This is a genomic window from Alcaligenes sp. SORT26, assembly GCF_017377875.1.
Classification (GTDB): Bacteria; Pseudomonadota; Gammaproteobacteria; order Burkholderiales; family Burkholderiaceae_B; genus Alcaligenes; species Alcaligenes parafaecalis.
In genome coordinates this window covers 2,634,328-2,658,377 of the sequence record NZ_CP070975.1, presented here as the reverse complement: position 1 = coordinate 2,658,377, position 24,050 = coordinate 2,634,328, and the positions used below count along the sequence as shown (strand labels likewise).

The 24,050-nt window shown below is 56.1% G+C and carries 26 protein-coding genes and 1 tRNA gene; 18 read left to right on the top strand and 9 right to left on the bottom strand.

The window, feature by feature from the left end; translation table 11 throughout:
* The first annotated feature begins 330 nt into the window (after positions 1-330).
* The 13 genes from JYG33_RS12195 to JYG33_RS12135 all read left to right on the top strand — a co-directional run bounded on the left by JYG33_RS12195 (position 331) and on the right by JYG33_RS12135 (position 12,273).
* Positions 331-819: an Lrp/AsnC family transcriptional regulator gene (locus JYG33_RS12195; protein WP_207872493.1), complete on the top strand. Its 489-nt coding sequence runs from the start codon at positions 331-333 to the stop codon at positions 817-819.
* A 170-nt stretch (positions 820-989) separates the two neighbouring features.
* On the top strand, positions 990-1,682 hold the full coding sequence (locus tag JYG33_RS12190; protein ID WP_207872492.1) for a GntR family transcriptional regulator: 693 nt from the start codon (positions 990-992) through the stop codon (positions 1,680-1,682).
* Positions 1,683-1,717: 35 nt separating this feature from the next.
* Positions 1,718-3,430, top strand: a complete 1,713-nt coding sequence (gene ilvD, locus JYG33_RS12185) for a dihydroxy-acid dehydratase (protein WP_207872491.1) — start codon at positions 1,718-1,720, stop codon at positions 3,428-3,430.
* A 1-nt stretch (position 3,431) separates the two neighbouring features.
* Entirely contained in the window at positions 3,432-4,328 is an 897-nt protein-coding gene (locus JYG33_RS12180; RefSeq protein ID WP_207872490.1) for an NAD(P)-dependent oxidoreductase, read from the top strand.
* Between the two features lie 13 nt (positions 4,329-4,341).
* Positions 4,342-5,175: a TIM barrel protein gene (locus JYG33_RS12175; protein ID WP_207872489.1), complete on the top strand. Its 834-nt coding sequence runs from the start codon at positions 4,342-4,344 to the stop codon at positions 5,173-5,175.
* 3 nt (positions 5,176-5,178) lie between these two features.
* Positions 5,179-6,126: an NAD-dependent epimerase/dehydratase family protein gene (locus tag JYG33_RS12170; RefSeq protein WP_207872488.1), complete on the top strand. Its 948-nt coding sequence runs from the start codon at positions 5,179-5,181 to the stop codon at positions 6,124-6,126.
* 53 nt (positions 6,127-6,179) lie between these two features.
* Positions 6,180-7,220 carry a TRAP transporter substrate-binding protein gene (locus JYG33_RS12165; RefSeq protein ID WP_207872487.1) on the top strand — a complete coding sequence of 347 codons (1,041 nt, stop codon included), beginning with the start codon at positions 6,180-6,182 and terminating at the stop codon, positions 7,218-7,220.
* Positions 7,221-7,288: 68 nt separating this feature from the next.
* A complete protein-coding gene (locus JYG33_RS12160) occupies positions 7,289-7,792 on the top strand; it encodes a TRAP transporter small permease (RefSeq protein ID WP_243430167.1) in 504 nt (167 codons plus the stop codon).
* Positions 7,785-9,077 carry a TRAP transporter large permease gene (locus JYG33_RS12155; RefSeq protein WP_207872486.1) on the top strand — a complete coding sequence of 431 codons (1,293 nt, stop codon included), beginning with the start codon at positions 7,785-7,787 and terminating at the stop codon, positions 9,075-9,077. The genes JYG33_RS12160 and JYG33_RS12155 overlap by 8 nt, the downstream gene beginning before the upstream one ends.
* A 15-nt stretch (positions 9,078-9,092) precedes the next feature.
* A complete protein-coding gene (locus tag JYG33_RS12150) occupies positions 9,093-9,422 on the top strand; it encodes an NIPSNAP family protein (RefSeq protein WP_207872485.1) in 330 nt (109 codons plus the stop codon).
* The gene (locus JYG33_RS12145) at positions 9,419-10,369 is read left to right on the top strand and encodes a 2-hydroxyacid dehydrogenase (RefSeq protein WP_207872484.1); all 951 of its coding nucleotides are present in this window, start codon (positions 9,419-9,421) and stop codon (positions 10,367-10,369) included. Before JYG33_RS12150 ends, JYG33_RS12145 begins: the two co-directional genes overlap by 4 nt.
* 308 nt (positions 10,370-10,677) lie before the next feature.
* Entirely contained in the window at positions 10,678-11,811 is a 1,134-nt protein-coding gene (locus JYG33_RS12140; protein WP_207872483.1) for an alpha-hydroxy acid oxidase, read from the top strand.
* A gap of 63 nt (positions 11,812-11,874) precedes the next feature.
* Positions 11,875-12,273 carry a GFA family protein gene (locus tag JYG33_RS12135; protein WP_207872482.1) on the top strand — a complete coding sequence of 133 codons (399 nt, stop codon included), beginning with the start codon at positions 11,875-11,877 and terminating at the stop codon, positions 12,271-12,273.
* 68 nt (positions 12,274-12,341) lie between these two features.
* On the opposite strand, the gene JYG33_RS12130 is transcribed toward JYG33_RS12135, so the two are convergent.
* Positions 12,342-12,417 (bottom strand) — tRNA-Thr (locus JYG33_RS12130).
* 247 nt (positions 12,418-12,664) lie between these two features.
* On the opposite strand from JYG33_RS12130, the gene cysP reads away from it, so the two are divergent.
* Genes cysP through cysW form a run of 3 tightly spaced genes read left to right on the top strand, consistent with a single transcriptional unit; the run spans position 12,665 to position 15,405 of the window.
* Positions 12,665-13,669: a thiosulfate ABC transporter substrate-binding protein CysP gene (cysP, locus tag JYG33_RS12125; protein ID WP_207872481.1), complete on the top strand. Its 1,005-nt coding sequence runs from the start codon at positions 12,665-12,667 to the stop codon at positions 13,667-13,669.
* Positions 13,670-13,672: 3 nt separating this feature from the next.
* Positions 13,673-14,563 (top strand): sulfate ABC transporter permease subunit CysT, encoded by an 891-nt coding sequence (cysT, locus tag JYG33_RS12120; RefSeq protein WP_207872480.1) that lies wholly within the window; start codon positions 13,673-13,675, stop codon positions 14,561-14,563.
* On the top strand, positions 14,560-15,405 hold the full coding sequence (cysW, locus tag JYG33_RS12115) for a sulfate ABC transporter permease subunit CysW (RefSeq protein ID WP_207872479.1): 846 nt from the start codon (positions 14,560-14,562) through the stop codon (positions 15,403-15,405). The genes cysT and cysW overlap by 4 nt, the downstream gene beginning before the upstream one ends.
* A gap of 250 nt (positions 15,406-15,655) precedes the next feature.
* On the opposite strand, the gene JYG33_RS12110 is transcribed toward cysW, so the two are convergent.
* The 5 genes from JYG33_RS12110 to petA all read right to left on the bottom strand — a co-directional run bounded on the left by JYG33_RS12110 (position 15,656) and on the right by petA (position 19,780).
* Positions 15,656-16,081, bottom strand: coding sequence for a ClpXP protease specificity-enhancing factor (locus JYG33_RS12110; RefSeq protein ID WP_207872478.1), 426 nt, complete (start codon positions 16,079-16,081; stop codon positions 15,656-15,658).
* Between the two features lie 6 nt (positions 16,082-16,087).
* Positions 16,088-16,696, bottom strand: a complete 609-nt coding sequence (locus JYG33_RS12105) for a glutathione S-transferase N-terminal domain-containing protein (protein ID WP_009455466.1) — start codon at positions 16,694-16,696, stop codon at positions 16,088-16,090.
* Positions 16,697-16,822: 126 nt separating this feature from the next.
* The gene (locus tag JYG33_RS12100) at positions 16,823-17,677 is read right to left on the bottom strand and encodes a cytochrome c1 (RefSeq protein WP_207872477.1); all 855 of its coding nucleotides are present in this window, start codon (positions 17,675-17,677) and stop codon (positions 16,823-16,825) included.
* A 19-nt stretch (positions 17,678-17,696) separates the two neighbouring features.
* Positions 17,697-19,085 carry a cytochrome bc complex cytochrome b subunit gene (locus JYG33_RS12095; protein WP_207872476.1) on the bottom strand — a complete coding sequence of 463 codons (1,389 nt, stop codon included), beginning with the start codon at positions 19,083-19,085 and terminating at the stop codon, positions 17,697-17,699.
* A gap of 50 nt (positions 19,086-19,135) precedes the next feature.
* Positions 19,136-19,780 carry a ubiquinol-cytochrome c reductase iron-sulfur subunit gene (petA, locus tag JYG33_RS12090; protein WP_207872475.1) on the bottom strand — a complete coding sequence of 215 codons (645 nt, stop codon included), beginning with the start codon at positions 19,778-19,780 and terminating at the stop codon, positions 19,136-19,138.
* Positions 19,781-19,906: 126 nt separating this feature from the next.
* Between petA and mscL the strand changes: the two genes are divergently transcribed.
* Positions 19,907-20,362, top strand: a complete 456-nt coding sequence (gene mscL / locus JYG33_RS12085; protein WP_189392736.1) for a large conductance mechanosensitive channel protein MscL — start codon at positions 19,907-19,909, stop codon at positions 20,360-20,362.
* Between the two features lie 181 nt (positions 20,363-20,543).
* On the opposite strand, the gene JYG33_RS12080 is transcribed toward mscL, so the two are convergent.
* Positions 20,544-21,320 (bottom strand): Nif3-like dinuclear metal center hexameric protein, encoded by a 777-nt coding sequence (locus JYG33_RS12080; RefSeq protein WP_243430166.1) that lies wholly within the window; start codon positions 21,318-21,320, stop codon positions 20,544-20,546.
* Between the two features lie 25 nt (positions 21,321-21,345).
* Between JYG33_RS12080 and JYG33_RS12075 the strand changes: the two genes are divergently transcribed.
* Positions 21,346-22,512 carry a trypsin-like peptidase domain-containing protein gene (locus JYG33_RS12075; RefSeq protein WP_207872474.1) on the top strand — a complete coding sequence of 389 codons (1,167 nt, stop codon included), beginning with the start codon at positions 21,346-21,348 and terminating at the stop codon, positions 22,510-22,512.
* Positions 22,513-22,786: 274 nt separating this feature from the next.
* Here JYG33_RS12075 and tatC read toward each other — a convergent pair whose 3' ends face one another.
* Both tatC and tatB read right to left on the bottom strand, forming a co-directional pair.
* Entirely contained in the window at positions 22,787-23,554 is a 768-nt protein-coding gene (gene tatC / locus JYG33_RS12070; RefSeq protein ID WP_207872473.1) for a twin-arginine translocase subunit TatC, read from the bottom strand.
* Entirely contained in the window at positions 23,551-24,042 is a 492-nt protein-coding gene (gene tatB, locus JYG33_RS12065; protein ID WP_207872472.1) for a Sec-independent protein translocase protein TatB, read from the bottom strand. The genes tatC and tatB overlap by 4 nt, the downstream gene beginning before the upstream one ends.
* Positions 24,043-24,050 lie beyond the last annotated feature (8 nt).

Below are 24,050 nucleotides of genomic sequence, written 5' to 3'. Positions count from 1 at the left end.
TCTGTCTCCCGTACGTTAATAATGGCGTTTGTGATATGCCGAACATTATCGTGTGTTAGAGCCTGGCATGCGTATATTGCCTGATGTCACCAGTATTTTTTGCGCTTCAGGGGATAGCCGCTGGGCGCTGTGTTTGCCGCCCATGATGGGCAGGCAGGGTGGGGTCAACCGGGTAGATGCTGCCAGGGCAAAGATGGGATTTGTCTGTGGTTTCTTAAGCAAATCCCACTTAAATTTATGCGTTGATCTTATGTATTTAAGGGAGTTGTGCCAAGCTGTTTTTCATGGACGCATAATTTTTTCTTTAAATTTCCAAAAATGGATTTTTTTATGCAAATAGAACTGGATGAGGTAGACCGCAGCTTGTTGGCTGAACTGCAGCGAAATGCCCGGCTCACAACAAGCGAGCTGGCTCAAAAAGTGGGCATTTCGCAGTCGCCTTGCTGGCGTCGAATTCGGCGCATGGAAGAATCCGGGCTGATTGCAGGCTACCAGGCCAGGCTGGATCGTCGCGGCTTGGGGTATGGGGTGGTGGCCTTTGTCAGCATCAGTGTGGACTTTCAAAACGAAGCGCGCTCGGTGGAATTTGTTGAGGCTGTACGCGATATTCCCGAGGTGGTGATGTGCCATGGCATTGCCGGTCCAGCCGATTTCTTGCTGATGGTCGTTGCCAAAGATCTTGATAGCTATTCCGAGCTGCTGCAGCGCAAATTGCATCGCTTGCCGGGTGTTCGGCAGGCTCAAACCAGCTTTTCTTTGCAAGAATTCAAAGGTCTGAATGAGCTGCCTATTCCGGCGGCAAGCGGCGCGATTGCTTGATTTGGTGCCGTACTAATCGGGGTGCGCGGATAGGCAAAAATGCCTGCCAAGCCGCGTATCCCCAGTGCAGGCGCTAAGGGTTTGCTCTGATTTGTTGTTGGCGAAGTCCGTCCTTAGAATTGATCAAAAATCACAAATCTTTGGTCGAATTCACTTTGTGACGGAACTTAATGAAACATTCAGACGCTGTCAGCACAAGCGCTCCGCTTGAGGCTTTTCAACCCATCGTTCGGCAATCGGTGAACGAAGCGGTCTACCAAGCCTTACGCAATAAGTTGATGCATGGCGAGTACCGTGCGGGCCAAGTTCTTGGCATCCAGTACCTGGCGGATGCGCTGGGCACCAGCACGATGCCTGTGCGTGAAGCGCTCCGCCGTCTGGTGGCGCAGCAGGGCCTGGAGCCCTTGCCCAACGGCACCACCCGAGTTCCCCTGATCACCAAAGCTTGCCTGAGCGATATTCGCCGCGCCCGCGTTTTGATCGAAGGCACCGTCACAGAGTGGGCTGGTCCTCATCTCACCCCGGCCTTGCTGGATCAGCTTGAAGGGCTGGCACGAGAAATCACACAAGAGCGCCGCACGCCCAAAGGCGTTGCCAGCAGCCTTGAGAAAAACCGCATCTTTCATTTCACGATTTACGGGGCAGCCCAGTCGCCCGTCATGCTCGCCATGATCGAGAGCCTGTGGCTGCAGTCTGGCGCTTATCTGCGTGAAACCCGCGAGCTGCTGCATAACAAGGACTCCGCTGATCAGTTGCATGAGTCCACCGTAAAAGCACTGCGCGCCGGGAATTTCACCCAGGCACGTCAATACATTCAGGAAGATGTTTCCTGGGTATTTGACCGCCTGGATCTTGCCGATTAAATCGACCTTTCAACTACTCCTCACCACCAAAGACCATGCTAAAAAAACATAGATCAAAAGCAGTGACCGAGGGCGTGACCCGCACCCCACACCGAGCCTTTTTGCGTGCTACCGGCTTGGACGACGACGATCTCGACAAGTCGATGGTCGCCATCATTGGCACCGCTGGAGACAACACTCCCTGCTCCAAATCCCTGGGTCCTCAAGCCGATAGCGTGCGCCTGGGCGTTGCTCAAGGTGGCGGCGTCCCCGTCATGATGAACACGATTTCCGTGTCCGACGGCACCTCCATGAACCACGCTGGCATGCGCATGAGCCTGGTCTCGCGCGAGATGATTGCCGACAGTATGGAAATAGCCGTGCGTGGCCATGCCTATGACGCTTTGGTCGGTTTGGGCGGCTGCGACAAGACGCTGCCTGGCACCCTGATGGCCATGGCGCGACTCAACGTCCCCTCGGTCTTCATTTACGGTGGTTCCATGTTGCCGGGCTACTCGCCCGACGGTACTGAGAACACGGTGCTTACCGCCATTGAAGGCGTGGGTCGCTACCAGACTGGCGCGATTTCACTGGAACAGTTGCACGGCATCGAACGTACCTGTGCCATGACTGTCGGCTCCTGTCCGGGTCAGTTCACGGCCAATACCATGGGTATGGTGGCAGAGGCCTTGGGCCTGTCCTTTCTGGGTTCTTCGACCACCCCGGCGGTATACAGCCAACGTCATGCGCTGGCTCGCCGTGCGGGTCGACGTGTAATGGAAATTCTGGCTAACGGTGGTCCACTGCCGCGCGATCTCATCACACGCAAGAGTCTGGAAAACGCCACTGCGGCTGTCGCCGCCACCGGCGGATCGACCAACGTGGCCCTGCATATTCCCGCCATTGCGCACGAAGTGGGCATTCGTTTCACTACGGACGATATGGCTGAGGTGTTCAACCGCACGCCATTGATTGCCGATTTGCAGCCCGGTGGCCGCTATCTGGCACGGGATCTGGATGTGATCGGCGGGGTGCCCGTGGTATTTAAGGCGCTGCTGAAAAGCGGCCACTTGCACGGCGATGCACTGACCATTACGGGCGAAACCCTGGCAGAGGCTCTGGAGAGTTTCCCCGATGTGGATGGCCGCATCGTGCGCAGCAGTGATCAGCCTATTCATGCTTCGGGTGGTCTGGTCGTGTTGAAGGGCAATCTGTGCCCTGACGGCGCCTTGCTGAAGATTGCTGGCTTGAAGTCTCTTGTGTTTGACGGGCGCGCCCGCGTTTTTGAAACCGAAGAAGACTGTATGGCGGTGGTGTCCAAGCAGGCCTATGAGGCTGGCGACGTACTGATTATCCGTAACGAAGGCCCCAAAGGCGGCCCCGGCATGCGCGAAATGTTAAGCGTCACCGCAGCGATCTATGGTCATGGCAATGGCGAGAAAGTAGCGCTGCTGACTGACGGCCGTTTTTCGGGTGCGACACGCGGCATGTGTATCGGCTATGCCAGCCCCGAAGCGGCGGCAGGCGGGAATATCGGTCTGGTGCGCGACGGTGATCGCATCACCATCGACGCCACACAAAGCAGCATGCAATTGCATGTGTCGGATGAAGAGCTGGCTGTACGCCGGGCGCAATGGAAGCCTTATCTGCGAGACCGTCTGGCCGGTGCTTTGGAAAAATACGCACGCCTGGTTGGACCAACCAATGAAGGGGCGGTGACCCATTCCGGCGCTGCCGAGTGGCCGCAAGAACAGCTTGAGGACGTATAAGATGAAACTCGGTTTTTGCGGTTTAGGACTGATGGGCGCTGCGATGGTACAGCGTCTGCTCAAGGCGGGCCACGAGGTTAAGGTCTGGAATCGTTCCAGAGAAAAGGCGGAGCCGCTGGCGGCCTTGGGTGCTCAGGTTGTGGGTACTCCACGCGAGGCCGCTGAAGGCGCGGATGGCGTTCTGTTATGCCTTTTCGATGCCAAGGCGGCAGAGGCCGTGGTCTTTGGTGATGACGGGGTTGCTCAGGCAGTGGGGCTTAAATGGGTGGTGGATCATTCCAGCATCGATCCCGAAGCAACGCGTCGCCTGGCCGCTCGTCTGGCGCAAAACGGCGGGGCTGACTGGATCGATGCCCCAGTCTCCGGCGGTATTCCTGGTGTGGAGGCCGGTACGCTGGCCATCATGGCAGGCGGTAGTGAAACTCATATGCCAGAAGCCGAGGCGGCGATGCGTGCCTATGCAGGCAACATCACGCATATGGGGCCCTCCGGTGCCGGGCAGGCGACCAAGTTATGCAATCAGGCCATCGTTGCCACTTCGATTGCGGCGCTGGCTGAAGCGATTGGTTTTGCCCAACGCAATAACATCAATGTAGACAAGCTGGCACCCGCGCTGGCGGGCGGCTGGGCAGATTCCAAGCCTTTGCAGATCTTCGCCCCACGCATGATAGAAGCGCAGGCAAAAAGCATCGGTGCGCTGTCCACCATGCTCAAGGATGTCGACACCCTGATCGCCAATGCTCAACAGAGCGGCGCGCCTATGCCGGTTGCGGCCAGCGTGCAGCAAATGCTGCGTGTCGCCAGCGCCATGGGTCTGGGGCAGGCCGAAGTCTCTGCCGTGGTTAGCGTGGTTCTGCCTGAGCAGCGCGACGCCTTCCTTAGCCAGATAGACGCGTAAGACAGGCGGCCCCATGCAACTATCCGCTAATCTCAGTTGGTTGTATCGGCATCTGGACTGGAGCGAACGCTTTGAGGCAGCGGCGGCCGATGGTTTTCAGGGCGTCGAGATTTTGCTGCCCTATGACTATCCTCCCGCTTGGTATGCCAAACAGCTTCAGGCTGCCAAGCTGGATCTGACTCTGATCAATACGCCTATCGGCGAGGGGACGGGCAGGCTGGGCTGGGCGGCGATTCCTGAGGCACAGCCGCAGTTCCGGGAAGCCTTTGATCGTGCTCGCGCGGTGGCGCAGGCAGCAGGGTGCCGTCGCATCCATGTGATGGCCGGGTATGTGAGCGGTTTGGAGCAGGAGGATTGCCTGGCCACACTGCTCAATAATCTGGAACATGCCCTGGCCTTGGCCGAAGCCGATGATCTGGTGCTGACGCTGGAAGCGCTGAACCGTAGCGACATGGCGGGGTATTTTTATCACCTGCCCGAGCAGGCGATAGCGGTGCTTAAGCATTTCAATAACCCGCGTCTGCGGCTGCAATTTGATTACTACCACTGCGTCAAGGAAAGCCTGGATGTGCCTGCCAGTGTTGCAGCTTGCGCTCCCTGGATTGGGTATGTGCAGATTGCTGGTGCGGATGGGCGTTATGAGCCTGATCTGAGCCAGGATGGTTTGCTGGAAGGCGTAGCGGCCTTGCCCACCTTGGGTTACGACGGCTGGTTGGGCTGCGAGTATCAGCCTCGCGGCGTACCGGCAGAGGGCTTGTCCTGGTGCCAGCCTTTGCAGGATCGAGGGGTGCTGAATACGGCACGTCGTCCTGATGCTGCGGCTTGCTTTCAGACTGCCGGGAGGTAAGCCATGAACCATGTCTTGATTACCGGCGCCAACGGTTATATCGGCCAGGCATTAGCCTGTGCGATGGCCAAACGTCTTGCCGCCAATGAAATTCAAAGCCTGACGCTGACTGATCTGGCCTTTGAAGATCAACCCTATCACCACACGCCCGGCCTGCGCTGCATCAGTGGAGACTTGTCTGACAAGGCCGTCCTGGAGCAGGTTCTGACGCCTGCGCCAGATACGGTTTTTCACCTGGCCTCGGTGACCAGTCGCTTGGCCGAAGAAAACTTCGCATTGGGTCTGCGCGTCAATATAGACGGCACGATAGGCTTGTTGGAGCACTTGCGCGAACAAGGGCAGTGCCCCGTCGTGGTGTATGCAAGCAGTATCGGCGTCTTTGGTACGCCGCTGCCCAAGCAAGTGGACGACGACACCGCTGTCGCACCTACCTTAAGTTATGGCACACAGAAACGGATGGTGGAGCTGCTGCTGGCCGATTACAGCCGCCGGGGGTTTCTGGACAGTCGCTCGGTTCGCCTTCCTACCGTGGTCGCCAGACCCATGACAGCCGAAACGGCCTTGTCTTCCTTTGCCAGTTCCTTGATTCACGCCCTGGCCGCAGGCAGTCCCTACGATTGCCCCATCGGACCTCAGGGCTGGATCTGGCTGCTTTCTTTACCCGCTTGCATCCAGCATCTTCAGATGGCTGCAAGGCTTGAAACAACCCGGCTTCCTGCCGGGCGGGTGTGGAACCTTCCCGCCCAGCGCCTCCAGGTCGCAGACCTGGTTCAGGCAGCGAAATCCCGCTATGGCTTGGGGGCCGATGCGGGCTTGCGCTTCCAGTCCAACCCACAGTTTGACCAGCAGTTTGCCCAGTGGCCGCCTTTGACAACGGCAATCGCCACGCAATTGGGTATGCATCATGACGGCGATGTGACGACCTTGATTGAACAGGCCCTTGTCTCCTGAGTGGCCCACTTAACTATACCTATAACGATCTACCACCAAAAAAGGATTTCCCCATGAAGAACCGATGGATTTCTCGCCTGTTGGGTATGGCCTTGACCAGCCTGGCTGTGGCGGCTGGCCCCGCAAAAGCGGACAAGCCTGTAGAGCTGACTTTCTCTGCCTGGATTCCGCAAACGCATATTCTGGTGGCCAACTTCATGAAGCCCTGGGCCAAAGAGGTGGAGCAGGCCACAGAAGGGCGCGTCAAGATCAACTTCCTGACCAAAGCGGTGACCAACCCGGTCGGGCATCTGGATGCGGTCCGCAATGGCATTGTGGATCTGGCCTTTATTTCTTACTCCTATTACCCCGGCAACTTCGATCTGATGAAGTTCGCCATGTTGCCTTTTTCCGGCAATAGCGCCGAGTCCACGTCGCTGGCGGCCTGGGATATTTACAGCAAGTACCTGCAAGATGCCAAAGAGCATCGTGGTATCAAGTTGCTGGGCCTGTATGGTCACGGCCCTGGCAGTGTCTACACGACACAGAAAGAGGTGCAGACCATTGCCGATTTTGATGGCCTGAAGCTGCGCATTGGTGGTGGCATGCAGGCTGACTTGTCCAAGGCGCTCAAGGTCAACGCGGTTGTGAAACCAGCTTCGGAGTCGTACGAACTCTTGAGTACCGGTGTGGTGGATGGAGTCCTGTTCCCGCCCGAGTCTGTTGCCTCGTTCCGCCTGGACACGGTGGTCAAGCACGCGACGGTTTTCCCCGGCGGTCTTTATGCCGATCTGCACGGCATCATCATGAACCCGGCAGCCTTCGATCGCCTGTCTGAAAAAGACCGGGAGATTCTGATGAGTCTTTCGGGTGAGCACATTGCACGCTTGGGTGGCAAGGCTTGGGGCGACGCCGATGTGGCGGCCATGAAAGTTCTGGAGGAACACAATGTGCAGTTTCATCCCGCCAGTGAAGAACTGATCGCTGCCGTCAAAGAGCGTACTGCGTCATTTGAACAGGCGTGGCTGGATGCGGCCAAGGCCAAGGGCATAGACGGGCCTGCTGTATTGGCAGAGTTCCGTGCCGACCTTAAAGCGCGGGAAAGCGGTAACTGATTAGCGCATCCAGACTGTCTTGAACCTGCTGTGCGCCCTGTGCGCCAGCAGTCCCGGAGCTACAAATCATGAACTCCCTTCTCTCTTTATTAAGAGCAGGTCTTCGGCGTCTGACGGAGTTATGCATGGTCTCCTTGGCCTTGCTGACTTTGCTTGACGTATTAGGGCGCTACATTTTCAACGTATCGGTCATGGGGGCCGTGGAGCTGACTGAAATACTGATGGTCGGTGTCATCTTCTGCGGCATTGTGTTTGCCACGATGGAGCGCGAACACGTGGTGGTTGATCTGGTGCCTATCCCCGGTGGAGAGAAGGGCGCCCGTGTCGTTCATGTCTCCAGCCACTTGCTGGCGGCAGGGATCAGCGCCCTGTTGGCAATGGTTAGCTGGACGCAAGCCGAGTCGGCTGCCGAGTACGCCGACCAGACTACCTTGCTGGGGCTGCCACTGGCTCCGGTTGTTTATTTCATGAGCATCATGCTGTTCGTCAACACAATCGTGGAGTTGGGTCAGCTTCGACGTGACCTGTGCACAGACACGGCACATCTGGAAGAAGAGGCAAAGAATGACTGAAGCGCTCATTGGCTTTGCAGCCATGCTCCTCCTGATCTTCCTGCGCGTGCCGGTGGCATTTTCCATGGCTTTAGTGGGGTTCATTGGCGTGGGCATCATGCGTAACTGGCCCTCTGCCTATGCCATGACCGGTGCGGTCGTGCGTGAAAGCGGTTTTCAGTATCTGTTGTCGGTACTGCCGCTGTTTATCTTGATGGGTAATTTCATTACTCAAGCCAAGTTGTCCAAAGAACTGTATGCCGCGGCCTATGCGTTCCTGGGGCACCGAAAAGGTGGGCTGGCCATGTCCACCGTGGTGGCCTGTGGCGGCTTTGGTGCAGTGTGCGGTTCCAGTCTGGCGACGGCAGCCACCATGTCCAAAGTGGCTTACCCGGAAATGCGCAGGCTGGGCTATAGCCGTGCGCTGGCCTCCGGCTCGATTGCGGCGGGTGGCACGCTGGGCATTCTGATTCCGCCTTCTATCGTCATGGTGGTCTATGCCATCCTGACCGAACAAAGCATAGGCAAGATGTTTGCCGCCGGTATTTTGCCGGGCCTGCTGGCCATCATTTTTTATCTGCTGGCGGTGCGCTGGACGATCTGGCGTGACCCTAATGCGGGGCCTCCTGGTGAACGCATGAGCTGGAAAGAGCGTCTGCGTGCCTTGCGGGATGTCTGGGGTGTGCTGGTGCTGTTCATCATCGTCATGGGCGGTATCTATGGCGGGATCTTCAGCTCTACCGAGGCAGCCGGGATCGGCGCTTGCGGTGCCTTCCTGTTTGCGCTGCTACGTGGCCGACTGACCTGGCAGATCCTCTCCAATGTTCTAGTGGAGTCGGCTCGTACCACGGGCATGCTGTTCATGGTGCTGATCGGGGCTTTGCTGTTTTCCAGCTTCATCAACTTCACCTCCATGCCCGGCGACTTGCAGGACTGGGTGCAGCAGTTCGACATGAGTCCCATCGTGGTGATTCTGCTGATCTGCGCGATCTACATCGTGCTGGGCAGTGTGCTGGAGAGCATGTCCATGGTCTTGCTGACTGTGCCTATCTTCTACCCGCTGGTGCAGCACCTGGGTTTTGACCTGATCTGGTTCGGGATCATCGTGGTGGTGGTCACGGAAATCAGCTTTATCACACCGCCCGTGGGCATGAACGTGATGGTCCTGAAAAGCCTGCTGCCTGATGTGAAGATGAGCACGCTGTATCGCGGTGTTATCCCCTTTGTGGTGGCCGACGTATTCCGCCTGGCCGTGCTTCTGGCCTTCCCGGTTATCTCGCTGCTCTTGCCCAAATATCTTGGATAAAAACGGATTCGCAATATGATTATCGACCAAAGAACCTATACCATCCCGACCGGCTTGCTACGCGACTTCCTGGCCTTGTACGCAACAGAAGGGCGAGCAGTCCAGATCGAGCATCTGGGCGCTTGCCACGGTTACTACACCACCGAAGTGGGCGAGCTGAATCAAGTGGTGCATTTGTGGGCGTACGAAGACATGGCCGACCGAGAGGCTCGCCGTAATGCGCTGGAAGCAGACCCTCGCTGGTTGGCTTATCGCCGCAAAGCCTCCGCCGCAGGCCATGTCGTGCGCCAGAGTAATGCGCTGCTGAAACAAGTGGATTTCGACGTCTTTACCAGCAAGGCATGACCATGACCCAGAAAATTCTTCAAGCCTGCCCCTTACCGCCTCCTCTGGCAGGCAAACTGCCTGCCTTGTGCCCGGTCGAAACTCTGAGCGATGCGTCGGACCAAGCGGCTTTCTTGCGCGAACGTGGTGGCGAATTCACCGTGCTGATCACTACAGGCACGCAGGGCGCAGACAAGGCGTTGATTGATGCATTGCCGAACCTGAAAGCCATTTGTAGCCTGGGCGTTGGCTACGATGCCATCGACCTGGATGCAGTCCGTGCGCGTGGGGTGATGCTTAGCAATACCCCCGACGTTCTGAACGACTGCGTGGCTGATTTGGCTATGGGCTTGCTGATTGATGCCGTGCGGGGCATTTCTGCTTCCGACCGTCATGTTCGACGTGGAGACTGGCCGCGTGTTGGCCCCACCATGCCAAGTACCCGGGTCAGCGGCAAGCGCCTGGGCATGCTGGGCATGGGCCGAGTCGGTCAGGTTATTGCACGGCGCGCGATTGGCTTTGATATGGAGATCCGCTATCACACACGTAGTGCAAAACCCGAGCTGCCCTGGAAGCATGAGCCTTCGCTGAGCGCTTTGGCAGAATGGTGCGATTTCCTGATCGTGGCTTGTCCCGGTAGTCCGGAAACCTTCCATCTGGTTTCTGCAGAGGTGCTGAAAGCCCTGGGGCCTAACGGCTTCCTGGTCAACGTCGCCCGCGGCTCCGTCGTGGATGAAAAAGCATTGCTTGCTGCGCTTGAAAACGGACAATTGGGCGGTGCTGGGCTCGATGTATTCGAGAACGAACCTGAAGTACCTGCCGAATTGTTGAGCAACGAGCGGGTCGTGGTGTTGCCCCATGTAGGTAGCGCAACCCGCGAAACCCGAGCCGCCATGTGCGAGCTGGTGCTGAGGAATGTCGAACGCTTCGTGACGGAGGGGAGTCTGGTGACGCCGGTGAAGCTGTAAAAGCGGAGTGAGGAAACAGGCAGCGGCTCAAGCTTCCGGCTTGAACCGCTGCTTTTTCATCGTGGCTACGTACGGTATCTGAAGTCTGGTGGTATGCATGATCAGTCCGTGACGATCGGGTGTAAGCAAGCTAGGTCTGGTGTATCTCTCAAATCCCCTGGTTTTGGTACAAGCGTCACTTCGGGCGTACCTGGCATAGGCGCATTTTCTTTGTATGGAGCAACGATTTCAATCATATACTTGATGCCTAAACAATTAAATTGAATCGGGCCTTGAACGCCCGGCATCAGGTGGAGATAGCTTGCATCATGCGGCTCAGCATTCAGGATTTTCAGTTAGCGGCCCAAAACAGCCTGCCGCGCTTTGTCTATGACTATGTTGCGGGCGGGGCGGAAGACGAACTTTGCCTGGCCCGTAATCAAGCGGATTTGCAGGCACTGACTTTAGCGCCACGCAGTCTGCGTGATACCTCGGCGCTTTCCACAGAGATAGAAGTCTATGGGCGGCGATGGTCAGCACCTTTTGGCGTAGCCCCCGTTGGCCTGATCGACGTCGTGCGTCCTCGCGGGGATTTGCATGCTGCACGCGCTGCAGGCAAGGCTGGCTTGCCGTACATCTTGTCTACAGCCTCCAATAGCCCTTTGGAGCAAGTGCGCGAAGCCTGCGCAGGCCCTTGCTGGATGCAGTTGTACGTCATGCAGGACAGGGGGATGGCCAATTCCATTCTGGACCGCGCTCGCCAAGCCGGTTTCGAGGCTTTGGTCCTGACTGTAGACGTGCCCGTGGGGGGGTATAGAGAAAAAGACATACGCCACGGCTTCAAATTGCCGTTTCGTCCCGGTCCCCGCTTGTTGATGGATATGGCTTCCCAACCGCGTTGGCTATGGCGACAGGCGCTGGCCGGGCAGCCCCAGTTCGTCAACCTGATGCCCACAGAGGGCGCTAGCTCTGCCCAGGCACAAGCGGCACTGCTGGCGCGAAGCATGGACCGTAGTCTGGTGTGGGACGATGTCTCCTGGCTGCGCTCCAAGTGGGATGGTCCTGTGCTGATTAAAGGAATACTTCATCCCGAAGACGCGCGTCAGGCTCTGCGCTACGGCGTGGACGGGCTGATTGTTTCCAACCACGGTGGCCGACAACTGGATTGTGCGCCGTCCACCATCAGCGTGCTGCCGCAGATTATGGATGTCGTCAAAACGCAGATGCCCGTATTTATCGACAGCGGCTTTCGGCGCGGGTCGGATGTAGCCAAAGCGATTGCCTACGGTGCGACTGGGGCGTTTCTAGGACGTGCTGTGGCATACGGATTGGCGCAGGCAGGAGAGCAGGGCGTTGCACAAGTGCTTGGCCTGGTGGCTCAGGAATTGGAGCGCACGATGGTTTTGTTGGGGGCATCGTGTCCGGCTGAGTTGCGCCAATGTCTTGTATCCTCTGCTGAGTAGGACCTCAGGCATAAGCTGAAATCAGCGCCGAAAAAATGATCTTGTCGATTGGGGATGTGGCTTATGAGAGGAAGCTGTCTTTGCCAGGGAGTAGTCTTTGAGATTGAAGGCGCTATTACGGAGCTGCTGTATTGCCATTGCCGCATGTGTCGCAAGTCTCATGGTTCGGCGTTCAGGGCGCGGGGCAAGGTAAAGACCAAGGAATTTCATTGGCGTCGCGGTCAGGAGCTGGTGCGATTTTATGAATCCTCGCCAGGAGAGCATCGGGGGTTTTGCTCTCAGTGTGGATCAAATATTTTGACTAGATTTGATCAGAAGCCGGGGGAGTTAGGTTTGGCTTTAGGTGTATTGGATGATGATCCGGGTGCGCGCCCGACGTGCCATGTATTTGTAGGCTCGAAAGCACCCTGGCATGACATTAGGGATGGGCTGCCTCAGTATGAGGCGTTCCCGCCGGAGTAAAGGCAAGCTTCAGACAGCAGAAAAACAAAACGCCAAGCTTTTGAAAGCTTGGCGTTCTATTTTATTCGTGGTGCCGGCTAAAGGAGTTGAACCCTCGACCTTCGCATTACAAGTGCGCTGCTCTACCAACTGAGCTAAGCCGGCGAATTGACGATTATAGCCGGGTTTTTTGCAAAGAAGCAATCACCAGAAAAATATTGCTGTGGCCCACGCCACGCCAGCCTAGCCAATAGATAGGTTCTGGTTATAAGAGCATGATGAAAATGTCGTTTTAAATGCCTTTTCCCCTACCCATAATCTGATCTATCCAAGCTGTGCTTATATAGATAGCACGCGATTGAACATCAGTGACGGGCTCCGACGGCCGCGTCCGGGAACTCTGGGGAACACCATGAAATTGAAGTCTGTTGTTGGCTCTGCCTTGTTGTTGGCGTCTTTGCTGGGTGGCACTGCCAGTGCCCAGGTTTCTTTGCTGAATGCTTCGTTTGACGTGGCGCGCGAGACCTTTGCGGCGATCAACCCCAAGTTTGTTGAACACTGGAAAGCCACTACGGGCGAAGACATCAAGATTGACCAGTCTTTTGCTGGCACCTCCCGTCAGGCTCAGGACATTATTCAGGGCAAGAAAGTAGATACCGTCACCTTCAACCAGGTCACCGATATTGAATTCCTGGCTGAGCGCGGTGCAGTTGCCAAGGATTGGGCCAGCAAATTCCCGAACAACAGCTCACCTTACTACAGCACCATTGCTTTCCTGGTGCGCAAGGGCAACCCCAAGAACATCAAATCCTGGGATGATCTGGTGCGCGACGATGTGAAACTGGTGTTCCCGAATCCCAAGACCTCGGGTAATGCCCGCTACACCTATCTGGCTTCCTGGTTATATGCCAATGAAGCCTTCGGCGGTGATGAGGTCAAGATCAAAGAATTCGTAGGTAAGGTGCTGGGTAATGTCGAGAGCTTCCCTACGGGTGGTCGTGGCGCAACCGTAGCATTTGCCCAGAACGGTCAGGGCGATGTGTTGCTGACCTTTGAATCCGAAGTGATCAATATTGCGGCCAGCGAAGAGTTCAAGGGTAGCGAGCTGCAAGTGGTGGTGCCACCTGTTAGCGTGTTGGCAGAGTTCCCTGTGGCCGTTGTGGATCGCGTAGTCGATCAGAAAGGCACTCGCAAGGAAGCGACCGAATATCTGAAGTTCCAATACACCCCCGAGATTCAGCGTCTGCTGGCCGGTTTCAACTACCGTGTGACTGATCCTGCCGTTGCCAAGGAATTTGAGTCCAAATACGCACCGGTCAAGCTGATCAATCCTACCGACGTTCTGGGTTCCTGGACTGACATTCAAAGCCGTCACTTTGCTGCTAATGGAGTGTTGGACCAGTTGCTGGCCAAGTAATTCATGAGTCGTACTCTTGTGGGCGAGGCGCAGGATTCCGGGGCGAAGACTGCGCTAAAGCCCATCTTCTTTCTTCGCCGCCCCGTCATGCCAGGTTTTGGGCTGAGCTTCGGCTTTAGCGTCCTGTACCTGTCCATCATTGTGCTGCTGCCTTTGTCGGCCCTGTTCATGTACGTCAGTGACATGAGCCTGGCCGATTATTGGCGCGCAGTGACAGACCGGCGTGTAGTCAGCAGTTATCAGGTCACGATTAGTGCTGCCTTCTACTCCACTGTGATTGCCAGTGTGGTGGGTTTCATCATTGCCTGGATCATTACGCGGTTTGAGTTTCCAGGGCGTCGTCTGATTGATGCTTTGGTTGATTTGCCGTTTGCCTTGCCGACCTCTGTGGCGGGTTTGACCTTGGCTACCTTGTTTGTGCCCGGTGGTTGGTTTGGTCAGTTTCTGCCGGAGGGCTGGAAAGTGGCTTATCAGTACCCCGGTATTGTCCTGGCGATGACCTTCACCAGCCTGCCTTTTGTTGTGCGGATTGTGCAGCCGGTGATTGAAGAGCTGGGTGCCGAATACGAGGAAGTCGCCCATACACTGGGTGCCAGTGGCTGGCAGACCTTTAGCAAGGTCGTGTTCCCGCCCTTGATACCTGCTCTGGTGACGGGGGCCTCTCAGGCCTTTATCCGCAGCCTGGGCGAGTTTGGTGCGGTCATCATGATTGCGGGCAACATCCCCTTTAAAACTGAAGTGTCGTCTCTGATGATCTTTGTGCGTCTGCAAGAGTTCAACTACCCGGCGGCGGCAGCGATTGCTTCGGTGATTCTGATCGCCTCCTTGCTGCTCTTGTTCACCTTGCAGTTGGTGCAGAATCGCTTGTTGGGTTGGCAGCGGAGAGCACCATGAGAAAAACACCTAAAAGTACGGCTGACCGTTTGATTCTGGCTCTGGGGATTGTTCTGGTGCTGGGCCTGCTGGTCGTGCCTTTGCTGCTGATTTTTTCCAAAGCCTTGGGCGATGGTTTGCCTGCCTTGTGGAGCAATCTGCAAGAAGACTATATGTTGCATGCCATCGGGCTGACTCTGTTCGTGGCAGTGCTGACTGTGCCTCTGAACATGGTCTTTGGCATTTTGCTGGCCTGGTGCCTGACGCATTACCAGTTCCGTGGTCGTCGGCTGCTGAGTACCCTGGTGGACTTGCCTTACGCAGTCTCACCGGTGGTGGCGGGCCTGTGTTACCTGGTGGTCTACGGCGTGGAATCGTCGCTGGGGCAGTGGTTAAGCGCGCGTGATATCCAGCTCATGTTTGCTTGGCCCGGCATTTTGATGGTGACCATCTTTGTGACGACGCCTTATGTGGCCCGGATTCTGATCCCGATCATGCAGGCACAGGGCTCGGACGCGCAGGCGGCTGCCTTGAGCCTGGGTGCGAATGGTTGGCAGATCTTTTGGCATGTGACGCTGCCAGATATCAAATGGGCCTTGCTATATGGCGTGGTGCTGACCAATGCCCGTGCGATTGGTGAGTTTGGTGCGGTTTCTGTGGTGTCAGGCACCATCATGAATCAGACCTTGACCTTGTCTTTGCTGGTTGACCAACTAAACAACGACAACAAGGCTGCTGCGGCCTTTACAGCGGCTGCACTGCTGGCGGTATTCGCTATGGTCTCTGTGATGCTCAAGAGCTTGCTGGAGTGGCGTGTAGCGGCAGGGCGTCGCCGTAATCAGGCAGATGCTGTGCAGGCTTAGGTGGGACTGGGCTGGGAAATATTTTCAGTGGGTTTATCTGATTAAGTATTCCCTGGTCTAGCTTAGGTCGCTGATACTGATTTGCCGAAGCCGAAGCCGAAGCCGAAGCCGAAGCCGAAGCCGAAGCCGAAGCCGAAGCCGAAGCCGAAGCCGAAGCCGAAGTTAAAGCTCGGGCGTATGGCCGGGTTTGATCCTTAAAAAAAAATAGAGCCCCATGTGGGGCTCTATTTTTGTCTGCGTCGAACGCGCCTTACTTGACGATCTTCAGGTGCGAGATCTTGTCAGCGTCTTTCTTTGTAGCAGGAGTTTCTGGAACGGCTTCAGGAGCTGTTTCCGATGCGTCCTCTTCTGCGTAAGGCGCGGATTCCACGACTTCAAAACCCATGCCAGCACCTGTTTCGCGCGCATAGATAGCGGACACCGCTGCTACAGGCACGAAAATGTCTTCCGTGACGCCGCCAAAGCGGGCCTGGAATTCAATGTAGTCGTTGCCCAGGATCAGGCCATTGGTAGCCAGATGCCCGATATTCAGGGTGATTTGACCATCCTGAATATGGCCACGTGGAACAACCGTGTTGGCGTCTACCGTCACCACAATATGAGGGGTGTAGCCGTGATCGGAACACCACTCGTGCAGGGCGCGTAGCAGGTAAGGCTTGGTCGAAGTCTCTTGCATAATGGATTAGCGACGCATGACTTTTTCGGAAGGAGTCAGTGCCTCAATGTAGGCAGGACGCGAGAACACGCGTTCGGCGTACTTTTGCACAGGAGCAGCGCTCTTGGGCAGTTCGATACCGTAGTGGTCCAGGCGCCAGAGCAGGGGAGCGATCGCCACGTCCAGCATGGAGAACTCTTCGCCCAGCATGTACTTGTTCTTGAGCAGGATCGGAGCCAACTGCGACAAGTGGTTGCGGATTTGCTGGCGGGCCAGTTCTTGCGCTTTAGCGTCGGCGTTGCGGCGGTCTTCCAGGGCAGCCACGTGCACAAACAGTTCCTTTTCAAAGTTGTACAGGAACAAGCGTGTGCGGGCGCGCATGGTGGGGTCCGCAGGCATTAGCTGAGGATGAGGGAAGCGCTCATCAATGTATTCATTGATGATGTTCGATTCGTACAAGATCAGGTCACGTTCTACCAGGATAGGCACCTGTCCGTAGGGGTTCATGACGGCGATATCTTCAGGCTTGTTATACAAGTCGATGTCGCGGATCTCGAAATCCATGCCTTTTTCAAACAACACGAAACGGCAGCGTTGTGAGAATGGGCAAGTTGTTCCAGAGTAGAGCACCATCATGGTAGGAGATTCCAGTCGTAGAAATAAAAACAAGAGCCTCACGGCTCAGAATTTAAAACCCTGCAAGGGGTTTTAACAATAAAAAGCCGGGCAGGCTAGTTTAGCCTGCCCGTCTAGCATAGCGTTTTACTTGATGTCTTTCCAGAAAACGCTATTGAGTCGCCATGCAACGACAAAGAACAGCAGCAGGAACAGGATCACGCCCACGCCGATTTTCTTGCGTTCCAACTGAACAGGTTCAGCCATCCAGTCCATGAAGTTGGCCAGGTCAGCGACATCGCTGTCGTACTTGGCTGCCAACTTGGCGTTGGCTGGCTCCAGCTTGACTGTGTCAGTGGCGTGGCCAGTGTAGTTAGCCAGCACTTCTGTCTTGACGGAGGAGAAACCGGCCGGATCGTAGCTGGCTACTGTTTTGGTCCATTCTTTGCTGCCGTCATCCTTGGCGGTTTCAGCCACGGTGGTGCGGTGCAAGGTCACGCCGCCTTGGCGTTCCCACATGGCGTGAGGCATACCCACGCTTGGGAAAACCAGGTTATCCCAGCCGGTTGGGCGGGAGGCGTCACGGTAGAACGTACGCAGGTAGGTGTAGATGTAGTCTGCGCCGCTAGGACCCAGGTTGGTGGACTTGGCACGTGCGATCACGGACAGGTCAGGAGGTGCAGCACCAAACCATTTCTTGCCCATGTCCGGGGTCATGGCGATCTTCATCAGATCACCGACCTTGTCCGAGGAAAACAGCAAGTTTTTCTTGATGTCTTCTTCAGTCAGGCCAAGGTCTGTCAGCTTGTTGTAGCGCATGGAGTTGGCGCTATGACAGTTCAGACAGTAGTTTACAAACAGTTTTGCGCCATTTTGCAACGCCGCCATGTCATGCATGCGGTCGGGCGCGCGCTCCAGGGCATAGCCACCTTCGGCGGCACCAGCCACCGTGCAGGTAAGGGACAAGGCCAGAGCGCCAAGCAGTTTTTTAATCATGGTCATTCCGTTTCTTGTTGGGGGCCTAGTGAGGGCGGAAAGTCACGCGATCGGGTTCGGGTTTGAACGTACCCATGCGGCTCCATACCGGCATCAGCAGGAAGAAGGCCAGGTAGATAACCGTACCGATCTGGCTCAGCAAGTTAAACAAGTCGTTTGGAGCTTGCGTGCCCAGGTAACCCAGGATCAGGAAGTTGACCAGGAAAATCGCGTACAACACTTTGTGCCAGCTTGGACGGTAACGGATCGACTTCACAGGCGATTTGTCCAGCCATGGTAGGAAGAACAGGATCACGACCGTACCACCCATGGCTACCACACCCCAGAACTTGGCATCAATAACGCGCAGCAGCACGGCAACACCGATCAGGATAGCGGGGACGGCCAGACGCCAGATACCGGGCAGCTTGCCTTTGATGAACAGCACCAGAGCGCCCAGCACGGAAGCACCGGCCAGAACCCAGGTAAAGTCGGCAGTGGTTGCACGCAGCATGGAGTAGAAAGGCGTGAAGTACCAGACTGGAGCAATGTGTGGAGGTGTCTTCAGAGCATCGGCTGGGCTGAAGTTGTTGAACTCCAGGAAGTAGCCGCCCATTTCAGGGGCAAAGAACACAATCGCAGCAAACACAATCAGGAAGCCAGCCACACCTAGGATGTCGTGCACCGAGTAGTAGGGGTGGAAGGGAATACCATCCAAAGGACGGCCTTTGGCGTCTTTGGGGCCTTCTTTGATTTCGATACCGTCGGGGTTGTTGGAACCCACTTCGTGCAAGGCGATCAGGTGAGCCACAACCAGACCCAGCAGGACCAGAGGCACAGCAATCACGTGCAGGGCAAAGAAGCGGTTCAGGGTGGCGTCGGACACCACGTAGTCACCACGGATGAAAATAGCCAGGTCAGGACCAATGAAAGGAATGGCCGAGAACAGGTTAACAATCACCTGGGCGCCCCAGTAGGACATCTGGCCCCATGGCAGCAGGTAGCCCATGAAGGCTTCAGCCATCAGACAGAGGAAAATGGCAACGCCGAAGATCCAGACCAGTTCACGTGGCTTGCGGTAAGAACCGTAGAACAAGCCGCGCAGCATGTGCAGGTACACCACCACGAAGAACATGGAAGCGCCGGTGGAGTGCATGTAGCGGATGATCCAGCCACCGGGCACTTCACGCATGATGTATTCAACCGACTCGAAAGCCAGTTTGGCATCGGGCTTGTAGTTCATGACCAGGAAAATACCTGTCACGATCTGAATAACCAGCACCAGCAGTGCCAGAGAGCCAAAGAAGTACCAGAAGTTGAAGTTCTTCGGCGCGTAATATTCTGACATGTGCTCTTTGTACATGGATGTCAGGGGGAAGCGCCTGTCAATCCATCCCAAGAGTCCTGTCGTTTCGACGGTTTTCTCGCCAGCCATGAAACGGCTCCTTTATCTTTTTAAATAGTACGTATTGGGTTACAGCCGCCTTAGGCCTTGTTGTTTTCGTCTACGCCGATGGTAACCATCGTGCCGTCGGCCGAGAACTCGTAGGGCGGGATTTCCAGATTGTCTGGAGCAGGCTTGTTGCTGTAGACGCGACCGGCCAGGTCAAACGTGGAGCCGTGGCAGGGGCATAGAAAGCCGCCTTCCCAACCACCGGGCAGACCAGCGCCAGCGCCAGCGGCCAGATGCGGGGTAGGGGAGCAACCCAGGTGGGTGCAAATACCGATACAGATAAAGATTTCAGGGCGACGCGAACGGTATTCGTTCTTGGCGTACGCAGGGGTGTAACCAGGGCGATCCGATTCAGGGTCGGCAAGCTGGCTGTCCAGTTTGGGCAGTGCGTCCAGTTGCTCTTGGGTGCGGTGCAGAATCCAGACGGGTTTCCCGCGCCATTCAACGGTGCGCATCTGACCGGGGGCGATACCAGAGATATCAACCTCTACGGGAGCGCCGGCCGCTTTTGCTTTCTCGGAAGGAGCAAAGGAGCTGACAAAGGGAACAGCTGTCGCCACACCAGCGACACCACCTAATGCACAGGCGGTGGCGACCCAGGTTCGGCGCGAAGGATCGGGCGGAAGGTTGAAATCAACCGCGCCTATGGCATCGGGCTGTGTCGTATTCTGACTCATTCTAGTATCCTTATTCCTGCCCGACTCGGGCAATACCACAATTTACGGATTTGGGCCTGGGTATATTATTCAACCGCACATTATACGCTTTACCCAGCGCAGCATAACTTGATCAAAGGTGAACATATGAACAAGGCTCGAGGTTTCCTTAACGAATTCCGGGAGTTCGCAGTCAAGGGCAACATGATGGACCTTGCGGTCGGTGTCATTATTGGCGCTGCTTTCGGCAAGATTATCGACTCGCTGGTTAAAGACATCGTCATGCCCGTCATCAGTTTCATCCTGGGCGGCGAAGTGGATTTTACCAATCAGTTCACGGTCTTGCGTACCCCAGAGGGCTATACCGGCCCAGAAACCCTGGAGGCTCTGAATTCGGCCGGCGCTGTTGTTTTGTCGTGGGGTAACTTCCTGACCATTTTGATCAACTTCATCTTGCTGGCCTTCGTTGTGTTTTGCATGGTCAAGATGATTAACCGTATGCGTGCCACCGTGGCCAAGGCTGAGGCTGAACAAGCCGTACCCGAACCAACCCCTGAAGACGTGATCTTGCTGCGTGAAATCAGGGATTCGCTGAAAAAATAAAAGCGTAACCGTATCAAAGCTTTAAGGTGCCTTTCGGCACCTTTTTGTTTATGTAAACCCACCGGCAAGGTCAAGTTCGCCCGCGCCGGATGCCTGATTTTAGCCTTTCATGGCCTGGGCTTGTCTAGCCTGTGCCGCTTTAAAGCTTGTGCAAAGTCATACGCGCCGGTTTTTGATGTCATCAGATCGGGTTGTCCAGGTCGATGAACTCGACCTCGATCCCAAACTGGCGGGCAATTTCCTCACCCAGCGCCTTGGCACCATAGCGCTCAGTGGCGTGATGCCCGGCCGCCATGAAGGCAATATTGTTTTCCTGCGCGCTGTGGAATGTTTGCTCCGAGGCCTCGCCGCTGATGTAAAGATCGGCTTGGGCGGCGATGGCGGCATCAATAAAGCCTTGTGCCCCTCCTGTGCACCAGGCTATTCGGTGAACTTTCCGTTGTAAATCGCCAACAATCAGCGGTTTGCGTTGTAAATTATTGCAAACTGTCAGGCCGAATGTTTCCAGCGAGACGGGGGCTGGCAGTTCGCCTAGCCAAACCAGTCCATCCGGACCACAGGTTTGTGCCTGGCCGTTTGCATCGCGCAGCACTTCAATGCCTAGCTGTCGAGCCAACTGGGCGTTGTTGCCCAACTCGGGGTGGGCGTCCAGGGGCAAGTGATAGCCCAAGAGGTTAAGCTGATGCGACAGGACGCGTTCGATACGAGTTTTTCGGGTGCCAACAATGCACGGGTTTTCGTTTTTCCAGAACCAGCCGTGGTGCACCAAAATTGCGTCCGCCTGGCGGGCAATAGCGGCATCAATCAGTGCCAGCGAGGCCGTCACGCCGGTGACGAGTTTGCCAATATACGGCTTGCCTTCGACCTGGAGCCCATTGGGACAGTAGTCCTTGAAACGGGCGATATCCAAGGTGCTATTGAGCCAGTTGGCCAGTTCGGCCGTTGAAACCTGAGTCATGGAAATCCTTATCTGAAAGAGTGCTATGCGTCGATTGTGGCTAGTGTTTGCTCAAGCGGTGACGATCTGTCTGGCGGGCTTTTTTATTGTGGTGACGCTGCGACCGCAGTGGGTGGAAGCACCCCAGGCACCCGTTCGTTCTACGAATACCGTGGTCTTGCCTGCGCCGGTTCCTTCTTTGCTGGCACCTGTTGCGCAGGAAGGCCCGCTGTCCTATGCCTCGGCTGTCACCAGTGCCGCGCCTGCTGTCGTTAATGTGTACACCAGCAAGCATTTGGAAGGCAATTCGCCCTTGCTGGAAGATCCTGACCTGCAACGCCTGTTCCGGGAACTGCCTGATCTGATGGGGCGTCGCTCCACGATCAACCTGGGTTCGGGCGTGATCGTACACGAACAGGGCTATATCCTGACGAATTACCACGTCATTGAAGCGGCCGACGCGATTGAGGTTGCCTTGTCGGATGGACGTCAGGCCAAGGCGAGCCTGATTGGTACGGACCCCGAAAGTGATTTGGCCGTGCTGAAAGTGAATTTGCCCAAGCTGGCCGTGATTCAGACCCAGGCGCAGGATCAATTGCAGGTGGGGGATGTGGTGCTGGCTATCGGCAATCCTTTTGGGGTGGGGCAGACCACCACGATGGGTATTGTGTCCGGCCTGGGTCGTAATCGACTGGGCATCAATATTTACGAGAACTTCATCCAGACGGATGCGGCCATTAACCCTGGCAACTCCGGTGGCGCTTTGGTGGATGCCATTGGCCGTCTGGTCGGGATCAATACGGCTATTTATTCCGAGACAGGTGGGTCTTTGGGTATCGGTTTTGCCATTCCTGCAGCAACAGCGCTGGCCATCATGGACGAAATTATCCGTAATGGCGAAGTGACGCGTGGCTGGCTGGGACTGGAGCCTCAGGACATTACCCCGGATTTGATCAAGTCCTTCAAGCTGAAAAGTGATGCCGGGGTGATTATTGCCAGTGTGCAGCGTCACGGCCCGGCAGCGGAGGCGCATTTGCTCGTCGGGGATATTGTTTTGCGATTGAATGGTCAGCAGGTCGCTGATTCGATTGGGCTGCTCAATCAGATTGGCCCGGTGCAACCGGGGCAAACGGTGACTTTGAGTGTGCTGCGCGACGGCAAGGAACTGGATGTAGCCGTCAAGGTCGGTGTGCGGCCTCAGGTGCGCAAGTAAAAGGAAAGCCCTCCCTCTTGCCTATGCGGGATGATTCGGGAGGCTGGGGAGGCGCTGGTGGCATTCAGGGCAATGCGTCTCACCTATGGGCTGTTCGCTATGCGGTGATTTGCATTTGGCTACGCTGTCTTGCAGATCGTAGTGGCGCACAAGCGCTGCAGGGTATTCATAAAAAATGGCTCTCTTGCCTGGCTCCGTAAGGAGCGGCGTAGAGAGCCATTTTTATGGTCTGTATGTTCGTGGCCTATCCGGCCCGGGTTTTATGCAGGACGGCTTACAGATCCAGCTCGCGGCCTTCGCTGGCTTCCGCTTCCCGCTTCTTGATCAGGCTGGCGGCCAGAATACCTATCTCGTAGAGCAGGCAGAGCGGCGCAGCCAACAGAATCTGGCTGACGACATCGGGTGGCGTCACAATCGCGGCAATCACAAATGCGCCCACAATTACATAGCCACGGATTTCACGCAGCTTGGCAACGGTGACGACCCCTGTTTTCACCAGCAAGATGACGGCAATAGGCACTTCAAAGGTAATGCCAAAGGCCAGGAACATGGTCATGACAAAGCCCAGATAGGCTTCAATGTCTGGTGCAGGCGTAATCGATTGCGGAGCAAACGAAGCGATGAAGTGAAAGACGGTGCGAAATACGACGAAATAACAGAAGGCCATACCAGCGATGAACAGCAAGGTGCTGGTCATGATCAGCGGCAAAGCCAGTTTCTTTTCGTGGTTGTACAGTCCGGGAGCAATAAAGGCCCAGGCTTGGTAAAGCACCACGGGCAAGGCCAGCACGAAAGCGGCCATCAGCGTGACTTTGACCGGCACCATGAAGGGGGTGATCACCCCGGTGGCGATCATGCGTGTACCTTCGGGCAGGGAGCTCATCATGGGCTGTGCCAGCACATCGTAAATGGCGGAAGCACCCGGATAGGTAAACAGCACGATAAAAATCCCCACCACAGCAATCACGGCACGCAACAAGCGTGTGCGTAGCTCGATCAGGTGGGAGATAAAGGTATCTTCTTGAGGCGCGTCGGTGCTCATGCCGTAGGTCCTTTAGGGGTAGAGGCGGGAGCATCCGTAGGACGGGGAGCGTCGTCACTGGCTGGCGCACTGGGCGCTGGCTGGGCGGCTGCATCCTGGGTAGCAGGTTCTGCAAGCGATTCGCTGGCTGGCGCATCGGGCTGCACAGCGGCTTTGTCGGTGGTATCCGAAAAGACTTTGCGTGCAGATTCCGACGCGTTTTGCAGGGTATCGCGGGCTTCTGTCAGAGGCTGGCTGATGCTTTTGCCCGTGTCCTCGACCGAACTGCGCACCGAGCGCGCAGCGTCCTCCATCTGGTCTTTGAGCTTGTTCACCTCATCCAGATTGATTTCGCGTTGTATATCGGTCTTGACCTCGTTCACGTAGCGCTGCGCGCGGCCAAGCAAATGGCCGACAGTGCGCGCTACTTTAGGAAGACGTTCAGGACCGATGACGATCAGGGCAACCACTCCAATCAGGAGCAGTTCACTAAAGCTGACATCAAACATTCAGACTC

Excerpts from the sequence above, each read along its gene's own strand:
- JYG33_RS12195 (WP_207872493.1), top strand. The coding sequence starts at position 331 with ATGCAAATAGAACTGGATGAGGTAGACCGCAGCTTGTTGGCTGAACTG.
- JYG33_RS12190 (WP_207872492.1), top strand. The coding sequence starts at position 990 with ATGAAACATTCAGACGCTGTCAGCACAAGCGCTCCGCTTGAGGCTTTT.
- ilvD (WP_207872491.1), top strand. The coding sequence starts at position 1,718 with ATGCTAAAAAAACATAGATCAAAAGCAGTGACCGAGGGCGTGACCCGC.
- JYG33_RS12180 (WP_207872490.1), top strand. The coding sequence starts at position 3,432 with ATGAAACTCGGTTTTTGCGGTTTAGGACTGATGGGCGCTGCGATGGTA.
- JYG33_RS12175 (WP_207872489.1), top strand. The coding sequence starts at position 4,342 with ATGCAACTATCCGCTAATCTCAGTTGGTTGTATCGGCATCTGGACTGG.
- JYG33_RS12170 (WP_207872488.1), top strand. The coding sequence starts at position 5,179 with ATGAACCATGTCTTGATTACCGGCGCCAACGGTTATATCGGCCAGGCA.
- JYG33_RS12165 (WP_207872487.1), top strand. The coding sequence starts at position 6,180 with ATGAAGAACCGATGGATTTCTCGCCTGTTGGGTATGGCCTTGACCAGC.
- JYG33_RS12160 (WP_243430167.1), top strand. The coding sequence starts at position 7,289 with ATGAACTCCCTTCTCTCTTTATTAAGAGCAGGTCTTCGGCGTCTGACG.
- JYG33_RS12155 (WP_207872486.1), top strand. The coding sequence starts at position 7,785 with ATGACTGAAGCGCTCATTGGCTTTGCAGCCATGCTCCTCCTGATCTTC.
- JYG33_RS12150 (WP_207872485.1), top strand. The coding sequence starts at position 9,093 with ATGATTATCGACCAAAGAACCTATACCATCCCGACCGGCTTGCTACGC.
- JYG33_RS12145 (WP_207872484.1), top strand. The coding sequence starts at position 9,419 with ATGACCATGACCCAGAAAATTCTTCAAGCCTGCCCCTTACCGCCTCCT.
- JYG33_RS12140 (WP_207872483.1), top strand. The coding sequence starts at position 10,678 with ATGCGGCTCAGCATTCAGGATTTTCAGTTAGCGGCCCAAAACAGCCTG.
- JYG33_RS12135 (WP_207872482.1), top strand. The coding sequence starts at position 11,875 with ATGAGAGGAAGCTGTCTTTGCCAGGGAGTAGTCTTTGAGATTGAAGGC.
- cysP (WP_207872481.1), top strand. The coding sequence starts at position 12,665 with ATGAAATTGAAGTCTGTTGTTGGCTCTGCCTTGTTGTTGGCGTCTTTG.
- cysT (WP_207872480.1), top strand. The coding sequence starts at position 13,673 with ATGAGTCGTACTCTTGTGGGCGAGGCGCAGGATTCCGGGGCGAAGACT.
- cysW (WP_207872479.1), top strand. The coding sequence starts at position 14,560 with ATGAGAAAAACACCTAAAAGTACGGCTGACCGTTTGATTCTGGCTCTG.
- JYG33_RS12110 (WP_207872478.1), bottom strand. The coding sequence starts at position 16,081 with ATGCAAGAGACTTCGACCAAGCCTTACCTGCTACGCGCCCTGCACGAG.
- JYG33_RS12105 (WP_009455466.1), bottom strand. The coding sequence starts at position 16,696 with ATGATGGTGCTCTACTCTGGAACAACTTGCCCATTCTCACAACGCTGC.
- JYG33_RS12100 (WP_207872477.1), bottom strand. The coding sequence starts at position 17,677 with ATGACCATGATTAAAAAACTGCTTGGCGCTCTGGCCTTGTCCCTTACC.
- JYG33_RS12095 (WP_207872476.1), bottom strand. The coding sequence starts at position 19,085 with ATGGCTGGCGAGAAAACCGTCGAAACGACAGGACTCTTGGGATGGATT.
- petA (WP_207872475.1), bottom strand. The coding sequence starts at position 19,780 with ATGAGTCAGAATACGACACAGCCCGATGCCATAGGCGCGGTTGATTTC.
- mscL (WP_189392736.1), top strand. The coding sequence starts at position 19,907 with ATGAACAAGGCTCGAGGTTTCCTTAACGAATTCCGGGAGTTCGCAGTC.
- JYG33_RS12080 (WP_243430166.1), bottom strand. The coding sequence starts at position 21,320 with ATGACTCAGGTTTCAACGGCCGAACTGGCCAACTGGCTCAATAGCACC.
- JYG33_RS12075 (WP_207872474.1), top strand. The coding sequence starts at position 21,346 with ATGCGTCGATTGTGGCTAGTGTTTGCTCAAGCGGTGACGATCTGTCTG.
- tatC (WP_207872473.1), bottom strand. The coding sequence starts at position 23,554 with ATGAGCACCGACGCGCCTCAAGAAGATACCTTTATCTCCCACCTGATC.
- tatB (WP_207872472.1), bottom strand. The coding sequence starts at position 24,042 with ATGTTTGATGTCAGCTTTAGTGAACTGCTCCTGATTGGAGTGGTTGCC.